Here is a 16,650-nt window from a genome sequence, read left to right as displayed (position 1 = left end):
AACCCAAACACTTATCTGTATCCGGGTTGATTTAAATATAATTTAGTTGATATGAATGCTATTTTTTCCCTGAAGAAGGCTGAGTCAGCTCAATCGGATTGTCATTAGAATTAAAGAAATCCTTGTACATTTTCTCCTGCTTTTTCATCATGTCCCCGATTGTTCCGTCCATTCCGGGAATTGTTTTAGACATCATTTCCTGTGTCATCATTGGTCTTGCCGTAGCAAACGGATCTTTCTTAAAGTCATTAAAAGTTTTTTCGAATTTGGCTCTTGGCATATCCGTTACCTTTAAGCTCATATTGGAAATTTTTTCTGCATAAGATAATTCTTCCCAATTTGGAACTTTTTTGTTCCCTTGAAGAATCCATGAGTAGTTTTTGCCTTCATCTTCGATTTTAACAATTAATCCCGGAAGCCCTGAGAATTTATAAGGCCCATCCTGGAAAGGAAGATCTGTACTGAACCATGCCGTCCATTTTCTGCCTCCGAATTCTGCGGTTGCTTTTTGAGCATTGTAAGCTCCTATTTTTTCTTTTTCGTTTGAAATTTTCCAGTCGAATTTTATGGTTTCACTATATGCAATGCCCATTGGACTGAATCCGCTTGCTATTCTCTCAATATACTGCATTTTCATGTCAGGATATGTTTTAACAATTTTTTCAGAAAATTTCGGCATTTTGATTGATTTAGACATGTCTTTAAATACTCCAGATTTTTGCATCATTTCAATCTGAACTTTAATAATTGAATCTTGTCCAATCACGGTATAATCTCTGTAAACAGATTTGTCTTTTACAATATCAAGAACTGTCATCACTTTTTCCAGCTTCGCTGAATCTTTCCTTGGCTTAAAGGTCAATTCATAAAAAAAGCGGTTGGCTGTTTCTTTAGAATCTTTGTCCTGTGCATTTACAAAAGCAAAAAGAGCAATAAAAAATATTGAAAATAGGTTTTTCATTTTTAAGGGTTTACTAATTAGTTAGTGGTTTCTAACTTTTGTTACAGTTTTTTTGAATTTATTTTTTTTCTTCATCCCTAAAGTTCTATCTTTAAGTAACTTAAAAACAAATATTATGGACACCTTATCCCAATTAAGAAATGAACTTCAAGAAGAGTATCAGACGACCAGAAAGTTTTTTGAAATTTATCCTGAAGGAAAAAATGATTATACTCCGCATGAAAAAAGCATGAAACTGATGCCTCTTGCAACGCATATTGCAGAGGTTGTCGGGTGGGCAGATACGATGCTGAAAACTTCGGATCTTGATTTTGCCAACACAGATTACAGGCCCAAACAACTTTCAACAAGGGAGGATTTATTAAAAGCATTGGATGAAAATTATCAGTCAAGCAATAAAGCTCTCGAAAATGCAAATGAAGAGGACCTGAACCAAACCTGGGCATTGAAGAACAACGGTGAAGAGCTGGCAAAATGGTCAAAATACGGCTCAATTCGTCATAGTTTGAATCAGATTACGCATCACAGGGCTCAGCTTGGAGTGTATTACAGGTTGAATGATATTCCATTGCCTGGAAGCTATGGCCCGTCTGCAGATCATCAGGGATTTTAAAATTTAATTCTTATCATAATAAAAAAACCAACCTCAGTGAGATTGGTTTTTATTTTTATTTAAAGTTGAATTTTACGGTGAACATGACCTGGCTTGGGCGAAGCTGGATTCTGGTGTATCTGATATTAGTGGTATTAATATCATAAGTTTCAAATACTTTTTTATTTGCGATATTCATCCACTTAAGTTCAAAATCAATCTTCTTTTTTGCCCATGTAAACTGATATGACACATCATAAAAGCCATTATGGTATTTCTGATCGTTTGCATTTGTATTTATCTGATCCCAATTGAATCCAATTGTGTGGTTTTCTATAGGATAGAAGAATACCCCGAGATTATGTGTAAATCCTGTTCTCTCAGCATTTGTAATTACTTTTCCTGTACTTTTCTGATTTGTTCGTGAGAAACTTGCATTATAATCAACGCTCATCCAGGTGAAATAGGTATTATTAAATTTCACGCCGAATGATTGACTGTTATTATTATTAGTATAGGACTCGTTATCTAAGAAAGCATCAGATTTCGTTGTATTATTACTATAACTAAGTGATGCATTGGTTTTAAATTTTGGAAAATATTTTCCTACTTCTGCGCTGTAGCTGTTATTTAAAATATGATTATCCTGTTCAATATATTGCAATGTAGTATATCCTGCATCATTAATGATAGGATTTGAGATAAGGTTTCTCTTTGCATCAGAAAATCTGTAGTTGATATTAAAAAATAAGTTATTCAGAGGATTTCTGTATTCTAATCTTGTTCCTGCGGATTTATTATTATTTTGAGGAATAGGATTATTAATATCCATGGCGTTGATCCCGTTTGGAGAGTTCATTAAAAACCCTGAATAGGCAGTATTTATTTCACCAAAATTGTTGTTGATATTGGCATTTACCGAAGCTTTCCAGAAAGAAGCAAAAGTATATTGTGCAAAAACACTTGGCTCAAAAGTAACTTTATTTACAGACTTTGAAACCAACCTTAAAGGATCTTCCGCTTTGATATTATTGGAGTTTACCGGAAAGTTTGCATACAACATCCATGCATCATTTTTATAATTTACTCCTAAGCTTCCATAAGGTGTTGCTGTTGTATATTTTAGATCATTACTATATTGCGTTGGTAATACATCTATTGTTGTAATGTTTGACAAATCAGAAACCAAATTTGTTGATTTGAAATTAAACCCAACTTCCGGAGTAAAAGTCCATCCTTTTGTAGAAAAACCAATATTTGCGGAATGATTGGCTTCAAAGGTTTTAAGTCTTAAATCCTGACGAACAAAATCACTTGCAGGGTTCGGTGTAAACCCTGGAATAGCCAAATAAGATGATGGTGAAACTTCTAAAGTCTGCTTATCCGTTTGATAACTTATGAAAGATAAAACATTTACCATTTTTTCCTTCCACGGAATAATTGTACTTAATGAGTTTTGGAAAGATACTGTAGGCGACTCAATAGCTTCATCGGCATTGGTTTGAATACCATCGCGGTCTGTCCTGTTTACTACCCCTCTGTCTGCATTCCAATATTGAGAGAAGCTGGTTGTATTTTTAAAGAATCCCTTTTTGGCATTTTTGGTGAAAATCAATTCTCCTTTGGCTTTATCTGTGTAAAAATTATTAAGGATTTTAACAATATTTGAAGCCCCGTTGAAATAATTGGTTTCATCAATAGATTCTCTTTCTACTGCGTTATTCGTATAGTTTGCATTAGCTTTTAGTTCCCATTCTTTTTTCTTATCTATATTTGTAAGATAGTTTGCTGACAGATAATGTACGCTATTCATTAAATATCTTTTCACAGGAAGATTTGGAGTACTTGCGTTTTCTACATTTAGCCAGTCATTTTGGGAAGCGTTGATTCTTCTTCCTTCAAACCGGCTTCCAAATGCCAGAATATTTCCTTCATTTTCCACTTGCTCACCCATATTGTTGGTCTTGTAATTAACAACCCACTGGCTTTTCTGCCCGAAAAACATAGGCGTTAATTTTACGTTCCAAAGCCATGGATCCCCGAAACCTGTTCCCACTTCTCCACGACCAGTCATTGTTACTGAGTTTTTAAGCTTAATATTAATAGCGGCCTGGTCAGAAGGCACTTTATCCTGAAGGATTTTTACGGGCTGGTGATTTTCAAGAACCTCAACTTTCTGTACGGCATCCTTTGGAAGAGAATTATTGATCGTTCCGTATCCTCCTTCCATCAAGTCTTTCCCGTTTACGTAGAATTTGTTGATGGCATTACCCTGATAGAGAATTGTTCCGTCTGTATTGACTTCAATACCCGGGATTTTTTTCATGACATCAGCCAATGTCCTGTCACTTTTGCTGTCAAAAGCTTTAAGATCATAAGCAATGGTGTCACCTCTTGCGGTGATCAGCTTCGTTTTCAACTGAACTTCTTTGATTTCCGTGGCTTCACCCTGCATTTTAAAATCCAGGCTTTGATCACTGTTATTGATTTGTTTTGTAAGAGGTCTTTGGTTGAAAGCCTTCACTTTCAGGTCTACATTGGGCTCCGCAGAAGTGAAGGTTACTTTATATTCTCCTTTAGAATTGGTGATTGCGTAGGCCAGGATTGCATCTTTTCCTGGCTCTTCCACGGTCACACTCGCGCTTGGAATAGCAACACCATCTTCATCCGTGATCTTTCCGGAAACTGTTTTTTGTGCAAAAGACAGTACGGAGAGAAAAATCAACAGGAATAGAGAGATTTTCATTTTCATAATTTATTATTTGCTTAATTAGTTAGTGCTTACACGTTTTTGTTACACTTCTTTAAAGATTGGTTTTGACACAAAAGGTTAAAGCTCTATTTATCACTACAAACTTAGTGATAATTTTTGATTGTTTTCAGATTCTTTATTTTCTGACATTATATTTATTGTTTGATAGAAAATTTTTCTCCGTTTTTCTCTTTATCAATCTTATTTAATCAAAAAATAAAACTTTATGCATTTTAATTTTTGATTTTTTTTAATGATCTATAGTTTTGCACAAATCTCGCGATGGTGAGTTTTTCTTCATATCACTAAATTATTGTTTAAGGAATTGGAAGCATCGGTGGATGTAATTTTTTCTTCCTATTTGTGTTTTGATACCCTGATTTTTTCAGGGTATCTTATTTTAATAATCTGATTAAGGCAACATCAACTTATATCATGTCACAAACCCAGGAATAAAATAAAATTGTATTAATAAGAAAATCAGCAAATTATGAGACTCTTGTTTGCTATGAAAAAAAATAAAAATTTTTTTTTACAATAAATCATTCAACAAAAAGGGATAAATTATTTCTTATATGAAGCATAATTTTTCATTTAAATAAAATTTTAAAAAACAAAAGCAAAATGTCAATATTTTATCCTCTTTTGGCCGATTTTGTTTATTAAATAAAAGTTTTATCTTCGCATCAGAATGAATTTTTATTCAATCAATTTGTGTTTTTGCCCTGTAAATCTTTTGCAGGGTATTTTGTTTTTATATTACTTAATTATTCTTTTAAAATTTTAAATTCAGACTGAATTGTTAAAATAAATTTGAATCATAGATTAAAAAAAGCTTAAACTTGTTAACATATATTTTTATTTAATAATTTTGTAATATTAAAATTTAAAAAATGGGAATCAACTTAAAGCCGATAGATGTTGTAGATGATATTACTCAGGAAGAATTTATAAGTAAATATCTTAAACCAAGAAGGCCCGTTGTGATCAAAAATATGGCAAGAAAATGGCCGGCGTATCAAAAATGGACTATGGAATACATGAAGGAAGTAGTTGGAGATGTGGAAGTTCCGTTATATGACAGTTCCAAGGCAGACCCCGCCGCTCCCATTAATACACCTACCACTAAAATGAAATTTGCAGATTATATAGACCTCATCCAAAGAGAGCCTACAGATCTTAGAATTTTCTTTTTTGATCCTATAAAACACGCTAAAAAATTATTGGAAGATTATATTTCTCCAAAAGAACTGATGGGTGGCTTCTTAGACAAGTATCCATCTATGTTTTTCGGTGGAAAGGGATCCGTTACGTTTCTACATTTTGATATCGATTTAGCCCATATTTTCCATACCCATTTTAATGGAAGAAAACATGTCATTTTATTCGAAAACAAATGGAAGGAAAGGCTGTACCAACTTCCTTATGCAACCTATGCATTGGAAGATTATGATATTGAAAACCCAGACTTTACAAAGTTCCCGGCACTGGAAGGCATAGAAGGAATTGAGTGCTTCCTGGAGCACGGAGACACTTTATTTATGCCTACCGGATGGTGGCACTGGATGAAATATCTGGACGGAAGCTTCTCCATTTCGCTAAGAGCCTGGGACAAATCCTGGGCTGTAAAAGCACATTCTTTATGGAATCTTACGGTTCAGCGCAAATTTGATGATATCATGAAGAAAAGTTTCAAGAAAAAATACATGGACTGGAAAGAGAAAGTAGCCATCAAACGAGCAGAAATTGCTTTAAAAAGAGGCTTACCAAAATAAAAAGAAGACGTTTCTATATGAAGCGTCTTTTATTTTTAATTAAAACTGAGTTTCTTCATTCTAAATTCAAAAGAAGTTCTTCCATATTCCTCGTAATCTCGTTACATGAAAAACATGCTTCTTTTCCATCTTGAAAAAACCATCTGCATTGCGAACGAATCGGGCAAAAGAATAATTCTGCCTGTTGATTTGTATTAAAATTCTGAACTTTTTGTGACAATGAACATTTAGATTCTTCATTATTCCATTGAGCGCAACCTTTTTCCACACATTTTCCTGTAAACCGGAATCGTTGTTCCAGGCTGTTTTGATCTTTATTCAGCTCAAGAAAATCTTCTGTGACGGTAAGAGGCGTAATAAACTGAACATTCCCGTCCTTGTTCATGACTCCGAAAAGCTGTGCCCCAACTTTTCCAATATAGCTGGGACACATCTTCTTTGAAGAATTAAAACTAACCTCCATAACTTTTGATTTGAGACTGAAGGTCTTTAATCTGGCCTTGGATATCAATTCCCGGTTTGAAAATGATGATTCCCCACGGAAACCATTCTTTTACTCTAAGAGGTTTTACCAACCCCCTGAAATCTCTGTGTGCAGAAAAAGCCTGTGTATTATCTACTTTTGAAAGTTCGGAAAGTACAACACTTTGAATTCCCCTGTCAATGTTTTTCAACTGCTCATCGGTAAGGTCTACGCCTTCCAATGAAACGAAAAAATGCTTTTTAGTTGCCATAATGTAAGTTTTATTTGGTTTTACTTAAAGCAAATTTCGTCTGGTAAAAAACAAAAAACGTCAGGGAAAACAACAATTCCGTGTGTGAAAAACACTGAAATTAGACATTGACAATCAATAAACTAACTCAAATATTAAAATTATAAAATTCTGTAAATCGGGTATTGCCGGAATGTTTTTTCTTCGAAGTACGGAGAGTTTCTGTAGATCCAGTCAAGTTGTGCTTCTCCATCATCTGCAAACTTCTTGTCGGAAGATTTTTTAGCTTCAAATTTTTGTTTTAAAGTTTTATCTTTTCTTAATAATTCTGCTGCAGTATCTTCAAAAATATAAGCTGAATAATATTCCTTCTGAGATAATATTCCGTCGAAGAAATTCCAGTTGAAGAAAGAATCTAACGCTTCCGGTTCGAGGGTTTCGATAATATATTTTACGCCTTCCTGATTGGTCGGAACGATGTAGTCTCCTTCCGAAAATGTTATATTTTTATCTGATTTATCAACCTTTGTTTCGTAATGAAGATAGTGGCCTTCATAAGGATTTTTAACTGTTTTAAAATCATTGATCTTGTAGGATTCCACGGCAATTGTACTGTCTTTTTGAAGAGGTTTCATTTGAATGCGATTTCTCTTAAACTCTTCAATGACACGATATTGCGATTGCGGAATCACATAATATTTTGGAATTGTAAGGTAACCGGTGGGGATTGCCGTTGTAAACAATTTGATTTTCTTTGTGAAAGGTTTGTTCCTGTCATAATACAACCTTGGCTTTCCGGAAATTTCACTTGACTTATACTTTCCTTCATATCCTTTGAAATCCATGGTAGAATATTTCGTAGAATCTATTTTCCAACGAATTCCATACGGTTTTCCAGCTTGGTATTGTTTTAAATTATCAACCCGAAGTTGTTTTATCTTTTTGTAGTCTTTATCTAAATTTTGAAGATTAACCAACATATATTTGTACGTTGCATCCACTCTTTTGCCGTAAGGCTTCAACATGTGTGTTTCCGGAACGGTTCCCAAAGAATTAAACAAAGAGGTGTAGCCTGTAGAATATCTCGGGGAATCCTCAAAAGCCGCAAAACCAACCTCCGGAACATCACCGTGAATATTGACATAAGGTGTGCTTTCATACCCTAATTTCTTTAAATCTTCAAGATTTTTAGCCTGGTAATTATTGTAAAAGTATTCTCCCAAAACGGTTCCCAATCGTTCCTTAAAAGTTGAAATATAGGTGAAAGTATATTGATAGTCAGCGCCATTACTTACATGATTATCAATAAAAACATCAGGTTTCAGCCATTGATAAATCTCCTGAAAACTCCTCGCATTTTTTGAATCTGCTTTAATAAAATCTCTGTTTAAATCGAGATTCCTTGCATTCCCCCGGAAACCGTATTGCTCCGGTCCATTCTGATTGGCCCTGGAATATGAACCGCGATTTAACATTCCACTTACATTATAAGCTGAGATGGCAGCAACGATAAAATTCTGAGGAGTTTTTATTTTTTTTGAAGCTAAATCTCTCATTAACATCATGGTAGCGTCAATACCGTCCGGTTCGCCAGGATGAATCCCATTGTTGATGAAGAGAATTGCTTTTTCTTTTCTTAATTGATTTAAATCTTTTTCAGGAAAAGGGTTGTAGACAACAACATAAATTGGCTTCCCATTATCATCTTCCCCTTTTTTGAGGTATTGAATGGTATTAAAACTCTCGGCTAAACTTTGATAATAAGCATTCATCTCACCATAATTAGCCGTCTGATTTCCATTTCCTTTCTCAAAAGGTGTCTGGAAATTATTCTGTGCAAAAAGTAAAGATGAGGCGAATGGAAATAGAAGATATTTCAGTTTCATGGAGTGATATTTCGAGCTTTAAAATTACTGAAACTTTAGGAAACCGATTGTTTGTTTTTAACGCTAAGATCGCAAAGTATTATTTAATGTTTGTATTTTTTCATTCGCAAAGGCGTTTCACTCAGCAAAGAAATTCAACATAAAGCTTGACTTTTCTCTGTTTGTTATCCCGTAGAAATTATTAAGGGTTAGTTTGTAAAGATTCGTGTATAGATTCCTACGGAATGACAAATTTATGGTGAATCTGTGGAAATAATTATCTCGAAATATATTTTGCATCCACAAAATCTGTAAGCCAGACTCCATTTTCCGAAAGGTAAAACAAAATTCCGTCATTAAACATTTCCCCTGTTCTGATCATTAGAATAACAGGTTTTCCGTGGCGCATTCCGACTTTGGTTGCTGTTTCTTTATCCAAGCTCAGATGAACATGCTGCCGACTTCTTTTCTCAATCCCTTTTTCTAGAATGAAATCAACATTCTTTTGAGCCGTTCCATGATAAAGAAATTCCGGTGGCTGTTGGGGTTTTAAAGCCAGATCAATATCAATAGAATGCCCTTGGTTTGCTCTGATTTTTGATTTATCTTCATTAAAAATAAAACGTTTTTTATCATTAGTTTCCACTACCTCATCGAGCTGTTCTAAAGTGAAATATACTTTATTATTGCCCGATTTTGATCGCAATTCCTCAACATTTGCCCAGCCGTTCTCATCCAATGTTAAATTGATTGTTTCCGGCTGGTGTCGAAGGATAAGGCTTAGAAACTTGCTTATTTTCTTCTTTTCTTGTTCGTTCATGGTTGCGTTTTTATTCATTAATTATTTGTAATGTTTCATTACGCCAGATCTACCAATTTATCAAATAATAACTGCATTCCCTTGGTTGCTGTTTCTTTCATCACAACAGCTCTTTCTCCGTATCCGAAGCCCGTTTCATTGGGATTGATAACAATTAAAAGGCAATCATCTTTGATCTCATGAACCAAGCCTGCCGCCGGATATACCTGCAGAGAAGTCCCGATAACCAGTAAAATATCAGAGTCTTTCACGATTTCCCGGGCTGTCTCGTACAAAGGAACATCTTCCCCGAACCAAACGATAAAAGGCCGCAATTGTGCACCATCCTCAGCTTTATCCCCGATATTGATATCTCCTTTTTGTTCGTAAATCAGCTTTTTATTGTTGCTCGAACAGGACTTGAACAATTCCCCGTGAAGATGAAGAATATTGGTAGAACCTGCTCTTTCGTGCAGATCATCAATGTTTTGAGTGATAATCTGAACGTCAAAATATTTTTCCAGTTCTGCCAATAATCTGTGAGCATCATTGGGTTGAACCTCATGCAGCTGGCGCCGTCTCTGATTGTAAAATTCCAGCACCAAAGCGCTGTCTTTTCTCCATCCTTCCGGACTTGCCACATCTGTTACATTATGATTTTCCCAAAGGCCGTTTCCGTCCCTGAATGTTTGTATTCCGCTTTCGGCACTGATTCCTGCGCCGGTTAATATGGTTAATTTTTTCATTGGTTTTTAATTTATTCTTGTTCTTTAACGCAAAGTTCACAAAGAATTTCTTAATGATAATCTGTTTTTTATTTCGAAAGGGCTGTTCGTAAACTTTCAGTTTATACTCAGCAAAGAGATTTGTTTAGTTTATCAAATAACTTTTCTGTTTAAAATCAACTTTTCAATAAGAGCAATCGCTGCTTTTTCCCTTTCCTCCCAACTTCCGGAGATCTCCAGGAAATTAACTTTGTTTTCTTTTAAAACATTCCGGTGGCTTTCATCCAGCTTGTTTCTTTCTTCCAATTCAAGGCGGGTCCCGTCCTGAATATATTCTGCATCTTTTGTTGAATAAAGGTATAAATCGGCTTTATTTTTCTCGATAATTTCTTCCGGAACGAATAATTTTCTTCCGAAAACAAATTCAGCATAAGATTTTGTAATGTGAATATCGGTATCAATTAGGGTTAAATAACTTTCATTATGTTCTACATTTTCAATCCTGTTGGCGTGTTCTGTATAGACTTTCTCAAGATCTTCAAACTCAAATTTGTTGGAATCCGAAATTAAGTCTCTCCCCGCTTCGGAAACTTTATTTGCTTTAAAATATTCAGACAGCTTATTCGTCATCATTGTTTTACCTGTTGATTCTGTTCCTAGAAAAACAACTTTTAATGTAAAATATTTTTGAACGGCTAATGGCAGATAGTTCCAGTTTTTAAAAACATTTGTGCGGATTTCTGATGCAGATATTTGGATGTTTTCACGTTTTTCATCAAACATAAAATGCTCAATATCCATAATCACAGAAAGCATTTCCCCATATTCTTCGGAAGTCACGAGGAAATTTTCAGCAGGAAAATATTCATTGAAAACCTGGCTCCAGATTTTGGACGCTTCCCAATCGGAAACCGAAGTATTCGGAAAGTCTCTTTCGCTGTATTTAAAAACTTTTACTTTCAGATTATTGTTGTCCGGAAATGTTTCTTTAATCCACTGTTTTCTGATATTACCATCAATTTTTTCACTTTCTTCATGACATACCAAAACCGTTACACTTCCTTTTTCAAGGGCAAACTCGATCATCTTTTGATGACCGATATGAAACGGATAAAATTTTCCAAATACAAAACCTTTCATTTAAAAAATTTTAAATTTTACAGAAACCATATAGTTTCTCGGCATTTGAATAAAATACTTTCCTGTTCCATCTGCCTCTGTATATCCATAATTGTAATATCTTTTATTCGTCAAATTATTAACGAAAAATCCTATCTGCCACTGTTTCCAATCATACAAAATCCCTGAATTGAAAATGACATAAGATGGCAGTTTTGTGGTGTTAGAAAAATCCATGTGTGAACTGTCTTGAAACCTTGAATTTAAGTTAACTGTAATATTTTTAATTTTATAGCTTACTTCCTGATTTACAATAAATTTTGGCGTCAATATCGGACTAAACGAAATGTTTTCTTCCCTAATTTTAGCAAAGACAAAAGATGAATTATTTTTCACATTCCAATGTTCATTAATTTGATAATTTAATGAAAGTTCTGCACCCATTCTATAGCTATTATCGACCTTATTTGTTAAAGCTAATCCGTTTGGTCCGAAATTTCCGTTTAGTATAATTTCATTTTTAAAATCCATGTAAAACACATTGAATTCCAACTTTAATTTTTCTTTATTTAAACAATAACCTAACTCATAATCATTCACATATTCCGGTGTAATTGTTCCTAGTATCAATTGATTATTTTCATCCAACATTAAATTATCATTTCCCGCAAAAATATCATTTCTTGTCGGCTCCCTCCCCACTCTTCCTAAGCTGAAATATACATTTGACGTATTGTTAATCAAATAATTAACTCCAAATTTTGGATTAAAGAAATTCCAGTCCAATTTTTCCATTGAAAGATCTCCTTTATACCTGAAATCTGCAAATCGGTATTGAAAATCTGCAGAGAAAATAAATTTACCTGCTTTAAATTCTGCCTGCCCAAAAGCACTTACATCATTTTTGTAGCCAGTATTTCTGTACAATTCACCGAGAGACATTTCGCTTCCGATATGATTTCTGTGATAAATATTTCCGTTAACTCCTAATACAATTTTTCCATTTTTAAACTTATTTTGAAAATTAGTATAAAAACCTAAAAAATTGGAAGCAAAAGCATAGTTGTAAATTTCTCCATTTTCCGGTAATCCGATAAAATTATTCCAGTTAAAATCATAATTTCCGTTCAAATATGTGTAATGAATACTACTTTGAAGAGAAGAAGAGTGACTCAATTTCGTCTGGTTAAAAACCTGTAAGAATGTCTGGAAAAATCTGTCTTTTTCATCTCTGTTTCCATTTGTTCTGGGATCCTTATCAATCTGCTCCTGAGTTACCCCCAACCAAGCCAGTTGATTTCTCTGATTTCCTATCAAAGCATTAAACTTCCAGATGCTTTTATCCTTAAAAATTCCTCCGCTGATAAAGGCAGACTGACCATGATTAGTAGAATTGTATTTGTAGCCATCTGAATAAATTTCTGATAATCTTATGTGAATTGCTTTGTTATTTTTAATTCCTGAAGTATATTTTCCGTACAGCCTCAATGAATTATAAGAACCGTAATTTGCGCCGAATTCAAGATTTCTTTCCATCAAAGCTGGAGAAAAAAGCTGGATACTTCCACCATAACTCGCTGTTCCATTCTTCGATAAACCCACTCCTTTTTGAATCTGAACTTTATCAAATGAATTAAAAATATCAGGATAATTCGAAAAATAAGACCCTTGATCTTCCGGTTCATTCATTGGAGCCCCATCAATCGCAACATTGATTCTCGTCTGATCAATCCCGCGAATTCTGTAGTAAGAATAGCCATTGTTTCCGCCTGTATCCGAATAAGCCGTTACCGACGGAACAGATTCCGACAATAAGAATGATGGCTCCTGACCAACGTTTTTAATATTTTTAGAGGGACTGATATTGTGGAAATTCACAGCCTGCCGTCTTCCGGCTTCACTTTGAATCACCACCTCCCGAACATCTGTGATTGAATCTTTTTCCTGTGAAAAAAGGTAAGAAATTGGGATAAATATTGCTAAAAGCGTGAGCTTTTTCATGGTTTAAAGATTTAAAAGCTTTTTATAAATCATTTCATTTTCCTCATCAAAACAGACAAAAATAACTTTTTCAATAATTTCTGAATTAAAATTCTGAATTTCATCAACAGCAATTTTCCCAGCTAATTCTTTCGGAAACCTATAAACCCCTGTGCTAATATTAGGAAAAGCTATGATTTTAACATCAAGACTTTCTGCTAATTTCAAAGAGTTTTTATAGCAATTTGCTAATAAATGTGAACTTTTTTCTTCATCATTATTCCAAATAGGACCAACGGTGTGTATTACATACTTTGCAGGAAGATTTCCGGCCGAAGTAACAACAGCTTCCCCCGTTTTACATTTTCCTTGTCTGTTTCTAATTTCAATACATTCATCCAAAATTTGTTTTCCGCCTACACGATGAATTGCTCCGTCAACACCACCTCCGCCAAGTAAAGATGAATTGGCCGCGTTGACGATTGCGTCTGTTTTTATTTTGGTGATGTCACCTTTTATTAATTCAATGTTCATAAAATCTGCTTTTTTCCCATTTCTCTACTTTTTTTGTCCAATCCGGAATTGTATTTTCGCTACAACAAAGAATACTTATTCCTCCTGCCATTGCACAGATTGTATCTCTGTCACCTAATGCTGCAACAGTATTCCAAAGGCACTTTTCAAAGTCATTTCGATACTTTGAAAGCATCCATAAAACAAGAGGAACAGTGTCCTGAGCTGTCATTTTCATTCCATTGCCAAGCGTTTTTACCAGCAATTCAATGCTTGGATTTCCATCCATATAAAGAACTTTATTTAATTTGCTTTTCATATCGGAATCGTCCAATTCACCCTGAATTTTTAGAATAAAATCTTTTTGGCTGAACTCTACTCCTCTTTTTTTCTCCTGCACGGCAAAAGCTGCTGCCAAAGCTATAGCTTTTGTTCCTTCTATCGCTTCTTTATTCGCATGGGTAACTTCACAGGAAAGAGATGCATTTATTTTAATTTTTTCTAAATCGTCATAAAAATAGGCCCCAATTGCAGACGCTCTCATTGCACCGCCATTTCCCATAGAACCCTGTCCTTCAAATTTAGAATAAGAAATTTCTTTCCAGCAATTTCCCTGTTTAATCGATCTGAAATATTGATGCATTGATGGCCCATATCCTCTATTAATATCTAAATAATAGTTTTTTGTAAACTCTTGTGCCAAGAAATTTTGATCAATTTCTCCAAACTTTTGTAAAGATTTAAAAATAACGATTGACATTATTGTATCATCTGTAAAATCAAGAGAACTTTGAGGAAGAGTTTTTTGATAAATGTTCTTTTTCATCAAATTCTCTTCTCCAAAAAAGCTTTCTCCAAAAGCATCTCCAATAGAAACTCCATTGAGACATCTTAAAGCAAGAGAAATTCTATCTTTTAATGTACATTTCATAATTGCGTTATTTTTACACAAATTTAAAAGAACACGAGAGATCAACCAAATTTATTTGCGTTTATTTTACGCTAATATATATAATTAATTGATTTTCAGCGATAAAATTTATTTAATTTCAAAATAAAATCCTTGTTCTTCAAGCTCTTTATATTTCTCCTGATTAAAAGTGAACAATTTTCCCGGTCTGCCGCTGCCTTCTTTTTTAACGTTATTAGTTTCATTTAGGAGTCCGTAGCTCATTATTTTTTTGCGGAAATTCCGACGGTCAATTTCTTGCCCGATGATTGTTTTATAAAGGTTTTCAAGGTCTGAAAAAGGAAATTCTTCATTGAGAAGATTAAACCCGATTGGTTGATATTGAATTTTTGTACGAAGTCTTTTTAAGGCAATATCAATTATGCTTTGGTGATCGAAAGCCAGGCTTGGAAGGCTATTGACACTGAACCATTGTGCATCATCGGCATCAGAATCTGCAAAAAGTTCATGATAAGATGGATTCACAAGCCCTAAATAAGCCACAGAAACCACCCTATTCCTCGGATCACGACCAACATTACCAAAAGTGTAAAGCTGCTCCAAAAAATCCGGCTTTATGCCTGCCTCTTCATGCAATTCCCTTTTTACGGCATCGTCCAGATTCTCATCATCCAAAACAAGTCCGCCCGGAAGAGCCCAACCTCCCTTGAAAGGTTCAATATTTCTCTTAATCAAAAGGATTTGCAGATCTTTTTTATCAAAATAACCGAAAATAACTGCGTCTACAGCAACTTTTATATCCTGTATTTTATGGGGAGATTTCATAATTGATTTGCGTTACGATTACACAAAGTTACAATTTAGGACGGTCAACATCAATATTAAAATAATAATTCTTTGCAAAGAAAATTTCATTACTTTTATAAACAACTTAAAATGAAACTATTATGAAAAATTTATTATTCGCAGCTTGTACCGCACTTCTTTTTGTAGCCTGTGAAAAAGGAAAGCCTGCCGCGGACTCAGATTCTAAAACAACAGATTCAACGGAATGGAAGCCTGTAGATTCTGCAACGGCAACCAAAGCATGGATGGATTATGCAACTCCAGGAGAGATGCAAAAAATGCTGGCAAAATCTGACGGAATGTGGACAGGCGAAACCACAATGTGGATGGAAGCCGGAGGAAAACCGATGACGAGTAAATCTGAAGCGACCAATAAGATGATTTTTGACGGACGTTATCAGGTAAGCGAACATAAAGGAAACTTTATGGGAATGCCGTTCGAAGGCATGAGTATTGTAGGCTACGACAACGCAAAGAAAAAGTTTGTAAGCACATGGGTTGATAATATGGGGACTGGAATTATGCACACAGAAGGCGATTGGGATGCAGCTAAAAAATCCATTGAATTCAAAGGAAAAATGACTGATCCTTCAAGACCCGGAAAAGACTGTGACGTAAGAGAAGTTTTTACATTTGTGGATGATAATACCCAGATCATGGAAATGTACGGCCCTGACTCAAAAACAGGAAAAGAATACAAAACAATGGAAATAAAATACACCCGTAAAAAATAATTTACAGTGAAATTACTGTCGTAAAATAGTGATTTTACTTATTGATTGCTTGATAGTTATCATCAATTTTGGTATAAACAAAAGGTACTGCCGAAAACCTGAAAAGTAGGCATTAAACTAACAATACCATCATGAAAGCATTATTAAGAATCTTTATTGTAGTCATCATTATTATTGGCGGCGTTTTAATTATTGTAGTAGGGAAAAAACCTTTCCCAGAACCGGAATGTATAGTCTGCGGACCCAATCTTGTGAGAATTTTAGGAATTGCTGAAGTTATCCTCGGATTAGGAGCATTAGTCATCCAGGGAAATCTCATGGAGAAGCAGAGAAATATTTGAAAAATAAAAGACCGATAAAATTTAT

The 16,650-nt window shown here is 34.5% G+C and carries 16 protein-coding genes; 4 read left to right on the top strand and 12 right to left on the bottom strand.

Going from position 1 to position 16,650, the window contains the following annotated elements; translation table 11 throughout:
- Positions 1-58: 58 nt before the first annotated feature.
- Positions 59-961: a GLPGLI family protein gene (locus ATE47_RS17240; protein ID WP_082632633.1), complete on the bottom strand. Its 903-nt coding sequence runs from the start codon at positions 959-961 to the stop codon at positions 59-61.
- Positions 962-1,076: 115 nt separating this feature from the next.
- Between ATE47_RS17240 and ATE47_RS17235 the strand changes: the two genes are divergently transcribed.
- Positions 1,077-1,574 (top strand): DinB family protein, encoded by a 498-nt coding sequence (locus tag ATE47_RS17235; protein WP_062163119.1) that lies wholly within the window; start codon positions 1,077-1,079, stop codon positions 1,572-1,574.
- Between the two features lie 55 nt (positions 1,575-1,629).
- Here the strand turns inward: ATE47_RS17235 and ATE47_RS17230 are convergent, their stop codons facing one another.
- Positions 1,630-4,305 (bottom strand): carboxypeptidase-like regulatory domain-containing protein, encoded by a 2,676-nt coding sequence (locus ATE47_RS17230; RefSeq protein ID WP_062163118.1) that lies wholly within the window; start codon positions 4,303-4,305, stop codon positions 1,630-1,632.
- 893 nt (positions 4,306-5,198) lie between these two features.
- Here ATE47_RS17230 and ATE47_RS17225 point away from each other — a divergent pair.
- The gene (locus ATE47_RS17225; protein WP_062163117.1) at positions 5,199-6,080 is read left to right on the top strand and encodes a cupin-like domain-containing protein; all 882 of its coding nucleotides are present in this window, start codon (positions 5,199-5,201) and stop codon (positions 6,078-6,080) included.
- A gap of 55 nt (positions 6,081-6,135) precedes the next feature.
- Here the strand turns inward: ATE47_RS17225 and ATE47_RS17220 are convergent, their stop codons facing one another.
- The 10 genes from ATE47_RS17220 to ATE47_RS17175 all read right to left on the bottom strand — a co-directional run bounded on the left by ATE47_RS17220 (position 6,136) and on the right by ATE47_RS17175 (position 15,511).
- Complete coding sequence (locus ATE47_RS17220) at positions 6,136-6,543, bottom strand: hypothetical protein (RefSeq protein WP_150114843.1); 408 nt, start codon at positions 6,541-6,543, stop codon at positions 6,136-6,138.
- On the bottom strand, positions 6,533-6,814 hold the full coding sequence (locus ATE47_RS17215; protein WP_062163115.1) for a hypothetical protein: 282 nt from the start codon (positions 6,812-6,814) through the stop codon (positions 6,533-6,535). Before ATE47_RS17215 ends, ATE47_RS17220 begins: the two co-directional genes overlap by 11 nt.
- A gap of 140 nt (positions 6,815-6,954) precedes the next feature.
- A complete protein-coding gene (locus tag ATE47_RS17210; RefSeq protein ID WP_062163114.1) occupies positions 6,955-8,679 on the bottom strand; it encodes a hypothetical protein in 1,725 nt (574 codons plus the stop codon).
- Positions 8,680-8,935: 256 nt separating this feature from the next.
- Complete coding sequence (locus ATE47_RS17205; protein WP_062163599.1) at positions 8,936-9,478, bottom strand: RNA 2'-phosphotransferase; 543 nt, start codon at positions 9,476-9,478, stop codon at positions 8,936-8,938.
- Between the two features lie 38 nt (positions 9,479-9,516).
- On the bottom strand, positions 9,517-10,203 hold the full coding sequence (locus tag ATE47_RS17200; protein ID WP_062163113.1) for an SIR2 family NAD-dependent protein deacylase: 687 nt from the start codon (positions 10,201-10,203) through the stop codon (positions 9,517-9,519).
- Positions 10,204-10,335: 132 nt separating this feature from the next.
- A complete protein-coding gene (locus ATE47_RS17195; protein ID WP_062163112.1) occupies positions 10,336-11,322 on the bottom strand; it encodes an AAA family ATPase in 987 nt (328 codons plus the stop codon).
- Positions 11,323-13,302, bottom strand: coding sequence for a TonB-dependent receptor (locus ATE47_RS17190; RefSeq protein ID WP_062163111.1), 1,980 nt, complete (start codon positions 13,300-13,302; stop codon positions 11,323-11,325).
- Positions 13,303-13,305: 3 nt separating this feature from the next.
- On the bottom strand, positions 13,306-13,815 hold the full coding sequence (locus tag ATE47_RS17185; protein ID WP_062163110.1) for an O-acetyl-ADP-ribose deacetylase: 510 nt from the start codon (positions 13,813-13,815) through the stop codon (positions 13,306-13,308).
- On the bottom strand, positions 13,805-14,725 hold the full coding sequence (locus tag ATE47_RS17180) for an ADP-ribosylglycohydrolase family protein (RefSeq protein WP_062163109.1): 921 nt from the start codon (positions 14,723-14,725) through the stop codon (positions 13,805-13,807). The genes ATE47_RS17185 and ATE47_RS17180 overlap by 11 nt, the downstream gene beginning before the upstream one ends.
- Positions 14,726-14,833: 108 nt before the next feature.
- Complete coding sequence (locus ATE47_RS17175; RefSeq protein WP_062163598.1) at positions 14,834-15,511, bottom strand: NUDIX hydrolase; 678 nt, start codon at positions 15,509-15,511, stop codon at positions 14,834-14,836.
- Between the two features lie 140 nt (positions 15,512-15,651).
- Here ATE47_RS17175 and ATE47_RS17170 point away from each other — a divergent pair, with 140 nt between their 5' ends.
- Positions 15,652-16,284, top strand: coding sequence for a DUF1579 domain-containing protein (locus ATE47_RS17170; protein ID WP_062163108.1), 633 nt, complete (start codon positions 15,652-15,654; stop codon positions 16,282-16,284).
- Positions 16,285-16,415: 131 nt separating this feature from the next.
- Positions 16,416-16,625 carry a hypothetical protein gene (locus ATE47_RS17165; protein WP_062163107.1) on the top strand — a complete coding sequence of 70 codons (210 nt, stop codon included), beginning with the start codon at positions 16,416-16,418 and terminating at the stop codon, positions 16,623-16,625.
- Positions 16,626-16,650: the final 25 nt, after the last annotated feature.

The sequence above is a fragment of the Chryseobacterium sp. IHB B 17019 genome (assembly GCF_001456155.1).
Taxonomy (GTDB): Bacteria; Bacteroidota; Bacteroidia; order Flavobacteriales; family Weeksellaceae; genus Chryseobacterium.
This window is presented reverse-complemented; position numbering and strand designations above follow the sequence as displayed.